The sequence below is a fragment of the Streptomyces antibioticus genome (assembly GCF_002019855.1).
GTDB classification, from domain to species: Bacteria; Actinomycetota; Actinomycetes; order Streptomycetales; family Streptomycetaceae; genus Streptomyces; species Streptomyces antibioticus_B.
The window spans coordinates 3,774,563-3,790,153 of sequence record NZ_CM007717.1; the positions used below are offsets into that span (position 1 = coordinate 3,774,563).

Consider the following 15,591-nt stretch of genomic DNA (forward strand, 5'->3'; position numbering starts at 1 on the left):
CTGGCGCGACCGTATGGCGGCCGGGACGCACCCTTCAGAGGGCGCCGGTATCTACCGCAGCGCGCAAGAGGACAGCTCTCGGCGTCCGCCCCCGCACCAGGGGGTCGCGCTACCAGGCGGCAGAAAGGCACGGGCCGTGGCATCCACGGTCACCTCGGAGCCGTCGAAGGAGTCGAAGGACTCGTCGGCCCCCGCCCGCCCCGGCTACGGGCACCTGCTGCGCACCCGCGGCGCCTGGACGTTCCTGCTCCCCGGCTTCGCCGCCCGCCAGCCGTTCGCGATGCTCACCCTCTCCATCGTGCTGCTCGTGCAGCACACCACCGGCTCCTACGGCGCGGCCGGTGCCGCCGCCGCGGTCACCGGTGTCTCCATGGCGCTGTTCGCCCCGTACAGCGGCCGGCTCGCCGACCGCTACGGGCAGCGCGCGGTGCTGGTCCCCGGCGTGCTCGTGCACACGCTGTCCGGGCTCACCCTGACCGCGCTCGCGCTGGCGCACGCCCCCCTGTGGGCGCTGTTCGCGGCGGCCGTGCCCACGGGCGCCTCGGTCCCGCAGATCGGGCCCATGGTGCGTGCCCGCTGGGGCGTGAAGCTGAAGGGCTCGCCCCTGATGACCACCGCGGCGGCCTTCGAGTCCGTCACCGACGAGCTGACGTTCGTCCTCGGCCCCCTGCTGGCGACCGCCCTGTGCACCGCCGTGAACCCGGCCGCCGGCCTGATCACGGAAGCCTCGCTGACCCTGGTCGGCGGTCTGCTGTTCGCCGCGCAGAAGAGCACCCAGCCTGCGGTCGCCGCCGCCGGGCACACGCGCGTGGAGCACGCCTCGGCCCTGCGGATCCCCGGCGTACGCGTGCTGATCATGGCGTTCCTCGGCATCGGCGCCGTCTTCGGCGGTATGCAGGTCTCGCTGGCCGCCTTCACCGAGTCGATCGGCGAGCCCGGCCTCAACGGCGTCCTGTACGGCACGTTCGCCGCCGGCAACATGCTCTCCGGCCTGGTCTGCGGCGCGATCGCCTGGCGGGCCGCCCCGCAGCACCGCCTCGTCGTCGCCTACGCCGCCCTCGCCGTGACGGCCTCCGGCCTGTGGGCCGCGCACTCGGTGCTGGTGCTGGCCGGCCTCGGCCTGCTGGTCGGCATGTGCATCGCGCCCGCGCTGATCACCGGCTACACCCTGGTCGAGGGCCTGGTCCCGGCCGGGGCCCGCACCGAGGCGTTCACCTGGCTGACCGGTGCGGTGGCGCTCGGCCAGGCGGCGGCCGTGACCGTCGCCGGGCAACTGGAGGACCGCTTCTGGGGCGGCTCCGGGTTCCTGGTCCCGATGGGCGGCACGCTGCTGGCCCTGGGGACCCTGCTGGCCCTGCGTTCACGGCTTTCCCCCCGCCCCCGGGGACGCACCGTGGCACGTGGCGTCGGTCACCGCGTGCCGGTGACAGTGGACTGAACCCCGGGAATACGTCACTATGGACCGTCGTTAGCACTCATCGAGTGAGAGTGCCAGGAGGAAGACAGTGCCGACCTACCAGTACCAGTGCACCGAGTGCGGCGAGGGCCTCGAGGCGGTGCAGAAGTTCACCGACGACGCACTGACCGAGTGCCCCGCGTGCCATGGCCGCCTCAAGAAGGTGTTCTCCGCGGTCGGCATCGTGTTCAAGGGCTCCGGCTTCTATCGCAACGACAGCCGCGGCTCCTCGTCGAGCAGCTCGCCGGCGTCCGCGTCGAAGTCGTCGACGTCCACCTCGGACTCGTCGTCCTCCGCCTCGTCGACGTCCTCGGCCTCGTCGTCCTCGACGTCGTCCGCGGGCTCGAAGTCGTCGAGCGCCGGCACCTCGGCGGGCACCTCCGCCGCGTAAAGCTGTCCTGCCCGGACCCTGCCGTCGTAACGACGGTGGGGTCTTCGGCGTTTCCCGCGGAACGGCGCGCGTTAGTGTGCTGGGCATGGCGAACGCAGAGATCGGCGTAATCGGCGGCTCGGGCTTCTACTCGTTCCTCGACGACGTGACCGAGATCCAGGTGGACACCCCCTACGGGCCGCCCAGCGACTCCCTCTTCCTCGGTGAGATCGCCGGCCGGCGGGTCGCCTTCCTGCCCCGGCACGGACGCGGCCACCATCTGCCGCCGCACCGCATCAACTACCGGGCCAACCTGTGGGCGCTGCGCTCGGTCGGGGCGCGCCAGGTGCTCGCGCCGTGCGCGGTGGGCGGACTGCGCCCCGAGTACGGGCCGGGCACGCTCCTCGTCCCCGACCAGCTCGTCGACCGTACGAAGTCCCGCACCGGCACCTACTTCGACGGGCTGCCGCTGCCCGACGGGACCGTGCCCAACGTGGTGCACGTGTCGCTGGCCGACCCCTACTGCCCCACCGGACGCGCCGTCGCGCTGAAGGCGGCGCGCGGCCGGGAGTGGGAGCCGGTGGACGGCGGGACGCTGGTCGTGATCGAGGGGCCGCGGTTCTCGACCCGTGCGGAATCGTTGTGGCACCAGGCGCAGGGCTGGTCCGTGGTCGGTATGACGGGCCATCCGGAGGCGGCGCTCGCCCGTGAACTCGAACTCTGCTACACGTCGTTGGCCCTGGTCACCGATCTGGACGCGGGCGCGGAGTCCGGTGAGGGCGTATCCCACGAGGAGGTCCTGGAGGTCTTCGCGGCCAATGTGGACCGGCTGCGGGGCGTGCTGTTCGACGCGGTGGCGGGGTTGCCGGCGGCCGGGGAGCGGGGCTGTCTGTGCGTGGGGGCGTTGGGGGGTCTGGATCCGGGGTTCGTGCTGCCGTAGGGCGGGGCGCGACGGGCGGGGTGCGACGGGCGGGGTGCGACGGGCGGGGTGCGACGGGCGGGGCGGTGGAACTCCTCGTTCGGGTGAGGGAGTTATCCACAATCACGTGGTCGTCCACGGGCTTCGGCGGGCGGCGGCGTGACGGGGCATCGTGGCTGCATCAGCCGATTCCTCGTCGCAGGTGGTGAGCCCCTTGTCCCTCCTTCCCCCCTCTCTTCCTCCCTCGCACCCCGTTCCTCCTCCGTGCGAGGTGCCGCTCTTCGCTCCGGTCCGGGTCCGCGGCGGCCGGTACGGGCTGGGCCGGCTCGTCCGGAACCGGCGGCGGGCCCTCGCGGCCGGTCTCGCCGTCACGGCCGTCGCGCTGGTGGCGGCCGCAGGGCCGCACGGCGGAGGACCCGCACGGGGTCATCCGGGGCCCGGGTCGGAATCAGGACCGGCACCAGGAGCCGGCTCCGGTGAAGGGCCGGCCGCCCACGCGCGGTCCTCGCCGAAGGGAGCGAAGGTGACGGCGCCGGTGCGGATCGCCGACGCGGCCACCGTCCGGCTGCTGCGGCCCGGCGACCGGGTCGACGTCATCGCCGCCGAGCGGACGGCGTCGGGCGACACGGCCGAAGTGGTCGCGCGCGGCGCCCTGGTGACGAAAATTCCGGAACCTCTGGAGTCCTCGGCCGCGGGCGCGCTGATCGTGCTCTCCGTGCCCCGGCCAACTGCCGTACGCCTGGCGGGTGCGGGCACGACGGCCCGGCTGGCGGTGACCTTGTGGTGATGTCAAGTACCTCGTTCGTGCTACGGAATTGGACACGCCCGCCGTGCCTTGACGTAGGTTGCGGAGCTGTTCGTTCCACAACCTGTGCAGACGAGGAGTGTCCCCGAGGTGAGCGAGAAGAAGGGACCGAGCATCCTGGCGGGCTTCAAGGCCTTCCTGATGCGCGGCAACGTCGTGGACCTGGCGGTCGCGGTGGTCATCGGCGCCGCGTTCACGAACATCGTGAACTCGGTGGTGAAGGGCGTCATCAACCCGCTGGTCGGCGCGATCGGCACCAAGAACCTCGACGGCTACAGCTCGTGCCTCCAGGACCCCTGCAAGGTCTCGGCGGACGGCACGGTGATCAGCGGCGTCCCGATCCTGTGGGGCACCGTGCTCAGCGCCACGCTGACGTTCGTGATCACGGCGGCGGTCGTGTACTTCCTGATGGTCCTGCCGATGTCGAAGTACCTGGCCCGGCAGGAGGCCCGCCGCAAGGCGAAGGAGGGCACCCGCGAGATGATCGAGGTGACCGAGCTGGAGGTGCTCAAGGAGATCCGCGACGCGCTGGTCGCCCAGCGCGGCTCGGGCCACGACGGGCGGTAGCCACGCTGTTCGGGGCCCTGCGGGGGACGCTCCGCGGGGCCCGGACGGGCCGGATCCGCGGCCGGTTTCAGATGTGGTGCGGCGGCTTCTCGTCGAGGAAGCGCCTGAGGTCGGCGGCGCTGTCCCCGGAGGGCGCGGGCCGCTCGCCCCAGCCGCGGTCCGTGTCGTCCGAGGACTGCTGGTCCAGCGGGTCGTCGAAGACCAGCGCGGCCTTCGGGGCGCGCGGCTCGGGAGCGTCGGGGCCGGCGGGACCGGCGGGGGCGGGGGTGCTCATGCCTCCAGCGTACGGTCCCCGGCCCCCCGGACGATGTCCGCACCCTCCCCGCGGCCCCTCCCCCACCGTCCTGACCAGCCCTTCTCCCGACGCGACGACCCCTGCCGGGCCATGCGCCGCTCCGCGAGATTTTCGGCCGGATATCTGCTGTGCTGTGACGCATGACGCCCAGCTCCACACCGCCGGCCACTCCGCCCGGCCCTCCCGAGCACACCCGGCCCCTGCGCCGACTCACCGCCCGTGGACGCGGCGAGGCACATCGGATCGCGACGCCGCTAGAGCTGTTCTTCGACCTGTGCTTCGTGGTGGCCATCGCCCAGGCCGGCGCCGAGCTGGTGCACGCCGTGGCCGAGGGCCATCCGGGGGAGGGCATCCTCAACTACGCGATGATCTTCTTCGCCATCTGGTGGGCGTGGATGAACTTCACGTGGTTCGCCTCGGCGTACGACAACGACGACGTGCTCTACCGGATCGTCACCCTCGTGCAGATCGCCGGTGTGCTGGTCCTCGCGGCCGGGGTCTCGACGGCGTTCGAGGACCACGACTTCCTCGCCGTCTGGCTGGGCTACGCGATCATGCGGCTCGCCCTGTGCGTCCAGTGGCTGCGGGCGGCCCGGTCGGGCGAGGGCCCGGAGCGGACGACCGCGCTGCGGTACACCGGCGGCGTGCTGCTCTGCCAGGTCGGCTGGCTGGGGCTGCTGGTCCTGCCCGAGGGAGGCAGGCCGTGGGTGTTCCTGGTGATGGCCGTGCTGGAGATGTGCGTGCCGCTCTTCGCCGAGAAGGGCCACCAGACGGCCTGGCACCCGCACCACATCGCGGAACGCTACGGGCTGTTCACGATCATCGTGCTGGGCGAGACGATCGCGGCGGCCACGGTCGCCGTGAAGACGGGCATCGACGAGCACGACGCGCTGGACGAGCTGCTCCCGATCGCCGTGGGCGGGCTGCTGATCATCTTCGCCGCCTGGTGGATCTACTTCGTGGTGCCCATCCACGGCCATCTGCGCTCCAACCGGCAGGCGTTCCTGTGGGGCTACGGCCACTACGTGGTCTTCGCCTCGGCCGCGGCGATCGGGGCGGGCCTGGAGGTGGCGGTCGAGCAGACGGTCGGCAAGGCCCATCTCTCGACGCTGTCCGCGTCGGCCGCCGTGACCCTGCCGACCGCGCTGTACCTGCTCGCCGTGTGGGCGCTGCACGCCCGCCACTACAAGGTGGGGCTGGCCCAGCAGTTGGTGCTGCCGGTCACCGCGTTGCTGGTGATCTGCTGCACCTTCCTCGGCGAGTGGGCGGTCCTCGCGGCCGGCCTGGTGGCGACCCTGGCGGTGGCGACCGGGACGACGCTCACGGCCCGGGCGGCGTCGAGGGCGAGGGCGGCGCGGGCGGCCGGGTAGCCCGGTCGTCCAGCGCGGCCCCGGCCCCCTCGCCCTACCTTCTCGCGCCGCTCCCCCGGGTCTCCCCGGTCCCGTACAGCTCCGCGTACGAGTGCCACGCGCCGCCCTGTGACCGGGTCGGCTCGGCCGCGCGGACGGCGCGCACGATCGCGCGGGTCACCATGTCCGCGCCCGCCGCCAGGACGTCGTTCAGGGCGAGCGGGTGGGAGGTGTCGAGCGGGCGGGTGCCGGTGGCCAGGGCGAACACCGTGTCGCCGTCGTGGAGAAGATGCACCGGGCGTACGGCGCGCGCGATGCCGTCGTGCGCCGTGCCGGCGAGTTTCTGCGCCTGGGCCTTCGTCAGGTCGGCGTCGGTGGCGACCACCGCGAGGGTGGTGTTGAGGGGCGGCGGGGCGTTCTTCGCGGCGCTCTCGGCGAGGCGGCGGCGCGCGTCCTCGTGGACGTCCGTCGCCGGGTACGTCACGCGCCCCTGGAACAGTTCGCCGTACAGCGCGCCGGTCTCGGGGTCCATGACCGAGCCCGCCGCGTTGGCCACCACCAGGGCGGCGACCGTGATCCCGGAGTCGAGGACCGTGCTCGCGCTGCCGACGCCGCCCTTCATCGGCCCGACGAGAGCACCCGTGCCCGCGCCCACGCAGCCCTGCGGGACGGGCGCGCCCGGCGCGCTCGCGGCGGCCGCCTCGACCGCGGCACGGCCGGTGGCCGCGTCGGGGCGGGCCCGGAAGTCGCCGCCCCGGCCGAGGTCGAAGACACAGGCCGCGGGCACCACCGGGACGACGTGCGCGGGGTCCTTGCCGACGAGCACCCCGCGTCCGCGCTCCTCCAGCCAGGCCATCACGCCGGACGCCGCGTCCAGCCCGTAGGCGCTGCCGCCGGTCAGGACGATCGCCTCGACGCGCTGGACGAGGTTGCGGGGGTCCAGTACGTCGGTCTCCTTGGTGCCGGGGCCGCCGCCGCGTACGTCCACGGCGGCGACGGCGCCGCCCTCCGGTGCGAGCACGACCGTCGTGCCGGTGAGCCAACCGTCGCCGGTGCGCGAGGCGTGGCCGACCCGCAGACCGGCGACGTCCGTCAGAGCGTCAACTGTCATGCCGGTCAGTCTCACCCAGCGCCTCGGGGGAATCGCCGAGGCGGCCGGGGAAGGGGGCGCGCGGCGAGCCGGGTCATTGTCCCGGTTCTGTCACGCGATGGTGTTCATGCTGACCGGGAGGGAACCCCTCCGGCGGCACGACCCCTCCTTCTCCACGTACTGGAGCGGATCACACCGGATCCCGCACATCACACGAAGCTGGAGCAGCCCGTGACAACGCCGGACATAGCAGCGCGGCGCACCCTGGGGGCCTGTGCCGCCCTGGTGATCGGCGCACTGACCCTCACCGCCTGCGGCGGCAGTGCCGACGCCGGGAAGGACGATTCCAAGGGCGGTTCGGCCGCCAGGACGTCCACCGCGAAGATCGTGATCTCGGCGAAGGACGGGTCGACGGGTGCGTCGATCAACACGACGGGTGTGAAGGTGAGCGACGGCAAGCTCACCGAGGTGCGGATGACGGTGGCGGGCGGCGGCGAGTCCGTGCCGGGCACCCTGTCGGCGGACGGCGCCAGTTGGAAGCCGAAGGAGCAGTTGGAGCGCGGCACGAAGTACGAGATCTCGGCGACCGCGAAGGACTCCAACGGCAAGACGGCCGCCGCCAACTCGATCTTCACCACGGTCACCACGTCCGACAGCTTCATCGGCACCTACAGCCCGGACAACGGCACGACGGTCGGTGTCGGGATGCCGGTGTCGTTCACCTTCGACAAGGCGATCAGCGACAAGAAGGCCGTGCAGTCGCACATCAAGGTCACCTCCAGCAGCGGTCAGAAGGTCGCCGGGCACTGGTTCGGGGAGCAGCGGCTGGACTTCCGGCCCGACGACTACTGGAAGGCCGGCTCCAAGGTCACGATGAAGATCGACCTGGACGGCGTGGAGGGCGCGAACGGCGTCTTCGGCGTGCAGAAGAAGACGGTGACCTTCACCATCGGGCGCTCGCAGGTCTCCACGGTCGATGTGAACACACAGACCATGACGGTGGTGCGGGACGGGCAGACGCTGAAGTCGGTGCCGATCTCCTCGGGCAGCGCACAGCACACGACGTACAACGGCCAGATGGTGATCTCGGAGATGTTCCCGCAGACCCGGATGAACAGCCAGACGGTCGGCCTGGGCGGGGAGTACGACATCCCGGACGTGCCGCACGCGATGCGTCTGACGCAGTCCGGCACCTTCATCCACGGCAACTACTGGTACAACAAGGGCAATCCGCCGTTCGGCCGGGAGGGCACCAGCCACGGCTGCGTGGGCCTCGCGGACGCGCAGGGCGCACAGGGCGACACCCCGGCCAAGTGGTTCTACGACAACTCGCTGATCGGCGACGTGGTGGTCGTGAAGAACTCCCCGGACAAGACGGTGGCGCCGGACAACGGGCTCAACGGCTGGAACATGTCGTGGGCCGAGTGGACGGCCGGCAGCGCCGGCTGACCGGGAGGCCGGGAAGCCGGGAGACCGGGAAGCCGGGAGGCCGGGAGACCGGGAAGCCGGGAGGCCGGGAGACCGGGAGGCCGAGCACAGGGCTGACCAGGAACGGGCCTTCGACCGGCCATTTCTGACAGATCGTCGGGCCGCGCGGGAACATTTCGCGCGGCCCGGCCGTTTTCCCGGCGTACGTTTTCTCGGTTCCAGGACGCGATGTCCGACCGAGGGGCTACGGTATGCACCCACAAGGTGACATGCAGCAACGCCGGGAGAAGCCTTGAGCGTTCCGTACGAGACCGCAGCGTACGAACCAGCCGAGTCGCCCGAGTCTCCGGAGGAGCACCTCGCGCGACTCCTGGGTCGCGCCCTGAACTCGTTCGAGCTGCCGGACGACACGATAAGACGGCTCGACTGCGCGCTCGCCCACGACAGCTCGCTGCACTCCGCGCACCACAGTGCGGGCCTGCACCGCGAGACCTACCGGCACACCTGGCTGCTGGCCGACGGTTGCGCGCTCACCCTGTGGGAGCTGGTCCACAACACCGCCCTCGGCAGCGAGCCGCAGCACGAGGTGTATGTCGACGAGGAGGAGCTGCGCACCGCCACGGCCCGGCTGCCGCTCCCCCAGGACGCGCCGGACTTCGAACTTCCGGTGATGGTGTCGCCGGCCCCGGTCCGCGCGCCCCGGCATGTGTATGTGCCGGACGACTCGGCGGACCACGCGCGTCGGCTGCTGCGCCGCGCGGAGAACTCCGACCGGCCGGGCGCGGACACGGCGGCGCTGCTGACGACGGCGTTCGCGCACCAGATCACGCAGGCGTTCGGGCGCCCGTGCCGTGCGGGGCGTATCGGACTGGGCTTCGCGCTCTACGAGCACGCGTTCCTGCTGCGGGACGGCCGGGAGATCTCCCTGTGGGAGGTCGAGCACACGGCGACGCCCGACGGACGGCACATGTGCGAGGTGTATCCGACCGAGGCGGAGGCCCGCGAGGCGATGGAACGGCGGGCGGCGCAGGTGTCGTAGGGCTGTAGGGGTTGTTGGGGCCCTGCGGCGAGGCTTCGCTAGCCGGAGGCCGGGTCCGGGCGGCCGTCGCCGAGTTGCCGTACGAGGCCCGCGAAGGCGTCCTGTTCGGCGGGGGTCAGTTCGACGGCCTCGCGGTGCGGGCCCGGCTGGAGCTGGCTCGGCAGCGCGGGCAGCGTGGGATACGCCGGGTGCGCGGGGCGGGCGGCCCGCGCGGAGTTCGCCGCGGCCTCCTCCCGGAAGCGGCGCAGCATGCGGTTCATACCGATCAGCCAGGCGATGGAGGCCAGGGCGAGGAAGGTCATCCCCGTCAACTGGGAGATCGTGAGGTGCAGCGGCATGCGGTCCAGTAGACACCACGGTCCGGGGCTTTCACCCCGGACCGTGATGTATCTCGCAGGTAGTACAGGTCACGCCAATGCCCTGTACGGAGCGAATCAGTTGTAACGGGGCGGGCCGGCCGTCAGGCCGCCACCGCCTGCTTGCTCCGCGCGGATATCGCGGCCGCGCCGCCCTCGGCCGCCGCCGGGCCGGTGCCGCCCGGGACCGGCTTGCGCAGGCCCTTGAGGACGACGACCAGGGCGGTCGTGACACAGACACCGGCCGCGATGGCGACCAGGTAGAGGAACGGGTTGCCGATCAGCGGGACCACGAAGATGCCGCCGTGCGGGGCGCGCAGGGTGGCGCCGAAGGCCATCGACAGGGCGCCGGTGACCGCGCCGCCCGCCATCGAGGCCGGGATGACCCGCAGCGGGTCGGCCGCCGCGAACGGGATCGCGCCCTCGGAGATGAAGGAGGCGCCCAGGACCCAGGCGGCCTTGCCGTTCTCCCGCTCGGTCGGGGTGAAGAGCTTGCCGCGCACGGTGGTGGCCAGGGCCATCGCCAGCGGCGGGACCATACCGGCCGCCATCACCGCGGCCATGATCTTCATCGCGGAGTCGCTCGGGCTGGCGACCGCGATACCGGCGGTGGCGAAGGTGTAGGCGACCTTGTTGACGGGGCCGCCGAGGTCGAAGCACATCATCAGGCCGAGCAGGGCGCCCAGCAGGATGGCGTTGGTGCCGGTGAGGTCGTTCAGACCGTCGGTGAGGGCCTTCTGCGCGGAGGCGATGGGCTTGCCGATGACGACGAACATCAGGAACCCGACGATCGCCGAGGAGATCAGCGGGATCACCACCACCGGCATGATCCCGCGCACCGCCGCCGGGATCCGCACCTTCTGGATCGACAGCACCACTCCACCGGCGATCAGACCGGCGGCGAGTCCGCCGAGGAAGCCCGCGTTGATGGTGACGGAGATCGCGCCGCCGACGAAGCCCGGGACGAGTCCTGGCCGGTCGGCCATGCCGTAGGCGATGTACCCGGCCAGGACCGGCACCAGGAAGCCGAAGGAGACGACGCCGATCTGGAAGAGCAGCGCGGCCCAGCTGTCGGCCTGCGTCCACGTGAAGTGGTCCATGACCGACGGCGCCTTGTTGATCTCGTAGCCGCCGATCGCGAAGCCGAGGGCGATCAGCAGACCGCCCGCGGCGACGAACGGGACCATGTAACTGACGCCGGACATCAGCCACTTGCGGAGCTTGGTGCCGTAGCCCTCGGAGGAGTCACCGGCGCGTTCCACCGGAGTACCGGTGCCCGGGGCGGCGCCGGCCGTCACCTCGCCGCGCTCGGCCTTGCCGCGCACCTCGGCGATCAGCTCGGCGGGACGGTTGATGCCCGCCTTCACCCCGACGTCGACGGTGGGCTTCCCGGCGAAGCGTTCCTTCTCGCGTACGGGGACGTCATGGGCGAAGACCACGCCGTCCGCGGCGGCGATCACGACCGGGTCGAGACGGGTGAACCCGGCCGAGCCCTGGGTCTCGACGGTCACCTCGACGCCCGCGTCCCGGCCCGCGTTCTCCAGGGACTCAGCGGCCATGTAGGTGTGGGCGATGCCGGTGGGGCAGGAGGTGACGGCGACGATCCGGAAGGGGCGCGCGGGGGACGGCGGCGCGGGGTCGGAAGGTTCGGTGGTGGTGGCCGTGGCGGCGTCGGCGGAGGCCGCCGCCGACGCCGCCACGGAGTCCTCGGAAGCGGCTTCCGGCCCGGGGGCCTCGTCCCCGCGGATCAGCGCCGCCGCCGTCGCCGCGTCGTCCGCGGAGCGCAGCGCGTCGGTGAACTCGCTGTTCATCAACTGCCGGGCCAGGGAGGACAGGATCGTGAGATGCGCGTCGTCGGCACCGGCGGGCGCGGCGATGAGGAAGATCAGGTCGGCGGGGCCGTCCGCCGCGCCGAAGTCGATTCCGGCGGCACTGCGCCCGAAGGCGAGCGTCGGCTCGGTGACGTGCTCGCTGCGGCAGTGCGGGATGCCGATGCCGCCGTCGAGGCCGGTGGGCATCTGGGCCTCACGGGCGGCCACGTCGGCCAGAAAGCCGTCGAGGTCGGTCACCCGGCCCAGGGCCACCATGCGTGCGGCGAGCGACCGGGCCGCCGCTTCCTTGGTCTCGGCGGACAGGTCGAGATCGACCAGGTCCGCGGTGATCATGTCGCTCATCGCGAGCTCCTTCGCACGCGTATCGCCCGGGATGTGGGGTGGGCGAGGGTGGGGACGGGGGTGAGGTGGGGGGAGGCAAGGGGGAGGGGGAGGGTGGGAGTGCCGACGGTCAGGGCGCCGCACCGCGCGGGGCGTAACAGCAGGGGCGGCGTCATAGCACCGGCTCCCTCAGCTCGCGGTCCGTCGGGATCTCCGCCGTGACCGTCACCGCCGCCGGGTCCAGGTCGTCCGGGGTCGGCATCACGCTGCCGGGAAGCTGAACGGCCGCCGCTCCGTGCGCGACGGCGGAGACCAGCGCCCCCGGTCCGCGCCCGCCGGCGACGAGGAAACCGGCGAGCGAGGAGTCGCCGGCCCCGACATTGCTGCGGACGACGTCGACCCGCGCGCTCGCGAACCAGGTGCCCGTGTCCTCCACCAGGAGCTGGCCGTCGGCGCCGAGGCTCGCGAGCACGGCGCGGGCGCCCATCGCGCGCAGTTCCTCGGCGGCCTTCACCGCGTCGCCGACCGTCGCCAGGGGGCGTCCGACGGCTTCCGCGAGTTCCTCGGCGTTCGGCTTGACCACGTCGGGCCGCTCCCGCAGCGCTTCGAGGAGGGCGCGCCCCGACGTGTCGAGGGCGATCCGCGCGCCCCCGGCGTGCGCCCGGGCGACGACCTCCGCGTACCAGGACGGTGCGAGGCCGCGGGGCAGGCTGCCGCAGCAGGCGATCCAGTCGGCGCCGCGCGACTGCTCGCGCACGGTGTCCAGCAGCAGTTCCTGCTCGGCCGCGGTCAGTTCCGGGCCGGGTGCGTTGATCTTCGTGAGGACGCCGTCGGGTTCGGCGAGCGCGATGTTCGACCGGGTGGCGCCGGCGACCGGCACCGGCGCGACCTCGATGCCCTGCGCATCGAGCAGTTCGGCGACGAGTGCGCCGGGCGCACCACCCAGGGGCAGGACGGCGACCGTGCGCCGTCCGGCGGCCGCTACGGCGCAGGAGACGTTCACGCCCTTGCCGCCCGGGTCCATCCGCTCGCCGGTGGCCCGGACGACCTCACCGCGGTCGAGGGCGGGGACCTCGTAGGTGCGGTCGAGGGAGGGGTTGGGGGTGACGGTGAGGATCACGCCGCCGCCGGTCCCACTCGCGCCGGTCCCGCCCATGCCCGTCTCGCTCATGCCGGTCCCACTCGCGCCGGTCCCGCTCATGCCCGTCTCGCCGTTCGCGCTGTTCACGCCGGTGTCGCTCATGCTCGTACTACTTCCGTGCCGCCGCGTTCGATCGCGGCCGCGTCCTCGGGGCTCAGCCCGCTGTCGGTGATCAGGAGGTCCACGTCGGCCAGGTCCCCGAAGCGGGCGAAGTGCTCCTGCCCGTGCTTGGCGGAGTCGGCGAGCAGCACCACGCGGCGTGCGGCGGCGACGGCCGCCCGCTTCACCGCGGCCTCGGCGAGGTCCGGGGTGGTCAGGCCGTGCTCGACGGAGAAGCCGTTGGCGGCGAGGAACAGCACGTCGGCGCGGATCTCGCCGTACGCGCGCAGCGCCCAGGCGTCCACGGCGGCGCGCGTACGGTGGCGGACGCGCCCCCCGATGAGATGGAGCTGCATGCCCGGGTGGTCGGCCAGCCGGGCCGCGATGGGCAGGCTGTGCGTGACGACGGTCAGCTCGGCCTCCAGCGGGAGGGCCGCGGCCAGCCGGGCGACCGTCGTACCGGCGTCGAGGATCAGTGTGCCCTCGGCGGGCAGTTCCGTGAGGGCCGCCTTGGCGATGCGGTCCTTCTCGTCGGTGGAGGTGCCCTCGCGTTCGGCGAGGTCGGGCTCGAAGTCGAGACGGCCGGCCGGTATGGCTCCGCCGTGGACCCTGCGCACCAGACCGGCCCGGTCGAGGGCCTTCAGGTCGCGGCGGATCGTCTCCGCCGTGACCTGGAACTCCTCGGCCAGCGACAGGACGTCCACCCGGCCGCCCTCACGGGCGAGCCGCAGGATCTCCTGCTGCCGCTCCGGTGCGTACATGTCCGTCCGCCTTCCGTTCATCTGTACTTGATGCCCGAACGTGTGGTTTCACTCGGAGGCTACGCCCGGATTTCCGGAAAGTAAACAGGTTCGGGCCCGGTTCGGACATGAACGGACTTCCGCCCGCCTTCCCCCTCTCCCCTGCACCCGCCTTCCTCCTCCCATACGGAAGGGCCCGGTGTCCGTGGACACCGGGCCCTTCGAAGGCGGTCGTGGCGCGTGCGCGCTCAGCCGGCGAGCGCGCCCTCCCGCTCCTTGGCGGGGGCGGCCCCGGAGGCGTCGTCCCCGCCTCCCTCCAGATGCTGCGCCGGCCGCTTCGGCAGGGCGAACATCAGCAGGAAGATCGCCGCCATCACCGCGGCCACCCACCCGAGGGCGTGCTCGAAGGCGTTGGCGAAGGCGGGGCCCACCTCGGAGCGGGCCAGCCGGTCGCCGATCTCACCGAAGAAGACGACGGACACCAGGCCGAGACCGAGCGCGTTGCCCATCTGCTGCACGGTGTTGATCAGGCCGGACGCCGAACCGGCGTGCTCGCGCGGCACCTCCGACAGCACCGCGTCCGTCAGCGGCGCCACGATCAGGCCCATGCCGACGCCCATCACGATGAGGGGCAGCGCCATCTGCCAGGAGGCGATGCCGAGGCCGTAGTGGTCGGACTCCCAGATGTAGAGCAGGACACCGACGGCCATGGTCAGCGCGCCCGCCTGGAGCACCTTGCGGCCGAACCGCGGCACCAGCTTCTGCACGGACAGACCGGCGGCCGTGGAGACGGCGATCGAGAACGGCACCCCGGTCAGACCGGCGCGCAGCGGGCTCCAGCCCAGGCCGATCTGCATGTACAGCGTCCACACCAGGAAGAAGATGCCGAGGCCGATCCCGAACACGGTCTGCACGGCGATGCCCGCGGCGAAGCTCTTCACCCGGAAGAGGGAGAGCTCGATCAGCGGCGAGCCGTCCCGCGCGCCCTTGCTCCGCTCGTACGCGACGAGCGCCCCGAACACCACCAGCGAGCCGACCATCATCAGATGCCCCCACAGCGGCCAGCCCAGCTCACGGCCCCGGGTGAGCGGGTAGATCAGCATCAGCATGCCGAGCGTCACGAGCGCGACGCCGACGAGGTCGAGCTTGAGCGCCTTCGGCGCCTTGGACTCGGTGATGAAGCGGCTGCCGAGGATCAGACCCGCGATGCCGACGGGCAGGTTGATGAGGAAGATCGGCCGCCATTCCAGCCCGAACAGGTTCCACTCCGTCAGCAGCGCGCCGAGCAGCGGACCGGAGACCGCCCCGAGACCGACGATCGCGCCGAACAGCCCGAAGACCTTGCCGCGTTCGTGCGCCGGGAACGTGGCGTGCACGATCGACAGCACCTGCGGCACCATCAGCGCGGCCATACCGCCCTGGAGGATGCGGGAGGCGACCAGCATCTCGGGGTTGGCCGCGAAGCCGCAGAGCGCGGAGGCCAGGGTGAAGCCGCCGATGCCGAGCAGGAACAGCCGCTTGCGGCCGTGGATGTCGCCGAGGCGGCCGCCGGTGATCAGGCCCGCGGCGAAGGCGAGCGCGTAACCGGCGGTTATCCACTGGATCTGGCTCTCGGAGGCGCCGGCCTCCGCCTTGATGGACGGGATCGCGATGTTGACGATCGTGACGTCGACGAGGTCCATGAAGGCCGCGGTCATCACGATCGCCAGGGCGAACCAGCGGCGACGGTCCGGCGCGGTGCCGGCGCCGAGGTCCGAAGGGGTTTCGGTGGAGGTCATGGAACA

Annotated in this window: 15 protein-coding genes; 8 read left to right on the plus strand and 7 right to left on the minus strand. The window is 72.2% G+C overall.

Features of this window, described 5'->3' with window-relative positions; genetic code table 11:
- The first annotated feature begins 136 nt into the window (after positions 1-136).
- The 5 genes from AFM16_RS16780 (at position 137) to mscL (ending at position 4,117) form a co-directional block, all read left to right on the plus strand.
- A complete protein-coding gene (locus AFM16_RS16780) occupies positions 137-1,438 on the plus strand; it encodes an MFS transporter (RefSeq protein ID WP_078633793.1) in 1,302 nt (433 codons plus the stop codon).
- 67 nt (positions 1,439-1,505) lie between these two features.
- Positions 1,506-1,847: an FmdB family zinc ribbon protein gene (locus AFM16_RS16785; RefSeq protein ID WP_078633794.1), complete on the plus strand. Its 342-nt coding sequence runs from the start codon at positions 1,506-1,508 to the stop codon at positions 1,845-1,847.
- A gap of 85 nt (positions 1,848-1,932) precedes the next feature.
- Entirely contained in the window at positions 1,933-2,766 is an 834-nt protein-coding gene (locus AFM16_RS16790) for an S-methyl-5'-thioadenosine phosphorylase (RefSeq protein ID WP_030792347.1), read from the plus strand.
- 193 nt (positions 2,767-2,959) lie between these two features.
- Positions 2,960-3,532 carry a hypothetical protein gene (locus AFM16_RS38570; RefSeq protein WP_107419098.1) on the plus strand — a complete coding sequence of 191 codons (573 nt, stop codon included), beginning with the start codon at positions 2,960-2,962 and terminating at the stop codon, positions 3,530-3,532.
- 108 nt (positions 3,533-3,640) lie between these two features.
- Positions 3,641-4,117 (plus strand): large conductance mechanosensitive channel protein MscL, encoded by a 477-nt coding sequence (mscL, locus tag AFM16_RS16805; protein ID WP_030792338.1) that lies wholly within the window; start codon positions 3,641-3,643, stop codon positions 4,115-4,117.
- A 67-nt stretch (positions 4,118-4,184) separates the two neighbouring features.
- On the opposite strand, the gene AFM16_RS16810 is transcribed toward mscL, so the two are convergent.
- The gene (locus AFM16_RS16810) at positions 4,185-4,391 is read right to left on the minus strand and encodes a hypothetical protein (protein ID WP_078633797.1); all 207 of its coding nucleotides are present in this window, start codon (positions 4,389-4,391) and stop codon (positions 4,185-4,187) included.
- A 161-nt stretch (positions 4,392-4,552) separates the two neighbouring features.
- Here AFM16_RS16810 and AFM16_RS16815 point away from each other — a divergent pair, with 161 nt between their 5' ends.
- A complete protein-coding gene (locus AFM16_RS16815; protein ID WP_078633798.1) occupies positions 4,553-5,782 on the plus strand; it encodes a low temperature requirement protein A in 1,230 nt (409 codons plus the stop codon).
- 34 nt (positions 5,783-5,816) lie between these two features.
- Here AFM16_RS16815 and AFM16_RS16820 read toward each other — a convergent pair whose 3' ends face one another.
- Positions 5,817-6,872, minus strand: coding sequence for a P1 family peptidase (locus AFM16_RS16820; RefSeq protein WP_078633799.1), 1,056 nt, complete (start codon positions 6,870-6,872; stop codon positions 5,817-5,819).
- A gap of 210 nt (positions 6,873-7,082) precedes the next feature.
- On the opposite strand from AFM16_RS16820, the gene AFM16_RS16825 reads away from it, so the two are divergent.
- Positions 7,083-8,300, plus strand: a complete 1,218-nt coding sequence (locus AFM16_RS16825; RefSeq protein ID WP_078633800.1) for a L,D-transpeptidase — start codon at positions 7,083-7,085, stop codon at positions 8,298-8,300.
- Between the two features lie 271 nt (positions 8,301-8,571).
- Complete coding sequence (locus AFM16_RS16830) at positions 8,572-9,318, plus strand: DUF6227 family protein (protein ID WP_078633801.1); 747 nt, start codon at positions 8,572-8,574, stop codon at positions 9,316-9,318.
- 38 nt (positions 9,319-9,356) lie between these two features.
- Here AFM16_RS16830 and AFM16_RS16835 read toward each other — a convergent pair whose 3' ends face one another.
- From AFM16_RS16835 to AFM16_RS16855, 5 genes are all read right to left on the minus strand, one after another.
- The gene (locus AFM16_RS16835) at positions 9,357-9,656 is read right to left on the minus strand and encodes a hypothetical protein (RefSeq protein ID WP_030792321.1); all 300 of its coding nucleotides are present in this window, start codon (positions 9,654-9,656) and stop codon (positions 9,357-9,359) included.
- A 122-nt stretch (positions 9,657-9,778) separates the two neighbouring features.
- Positions 9,779-11,848, minus strand: coding sequence for a PTS fructose transporter subunit IIABC (locus AFM16_RS16840; protein ID WP_030792317.1), 2,070 nt, complete (start codon positions 11,846-11,848; stop codon positions 9,779-9,781).
- Positions 11,849-11,999: 151 nt separating this feature from the next.
- On the minus strand, positions 12,000-12,947 hold the full coding sequence (gene pfkB / locus AFM16_RS16845; protein ID WP_030792314.1) for a 1-phosphofructokinase: 948 nt from the start codon (positions 12,945-12,947) through the stop codon (positions 12,000-12,002).
- A gap of 119 nt (positions 12,948-13,066) precedes the next feature.
- The gene (locus tag AFM16_RS16850; protein WP_030792310.1) at positions 13,067-13,828 is read right to left on the minus strand and encodes a DeoR/GlpR family DNA-binding transcription regulator; all 762 of its coding nucleotides are present in this window, start codon (positions 13,826-13,828) and stop codon (positions 13,067-13,069) included.
- A gap of 227 nt (positions 13,829-14,055) precedes the next feature.
- On the minus strand, positions 14,056-15,585 hold the full coding sequence (locus AFM16_RS16855; RefSeq protein ID WP_078633802.1) for an MFS transporter: 1,530 nt from the start codon (positions 15,583-15,585) through the stop codon (positions 14,056-14,058).
- Positions 15,586-15,591: the final 6 nt, after the last annotated feature.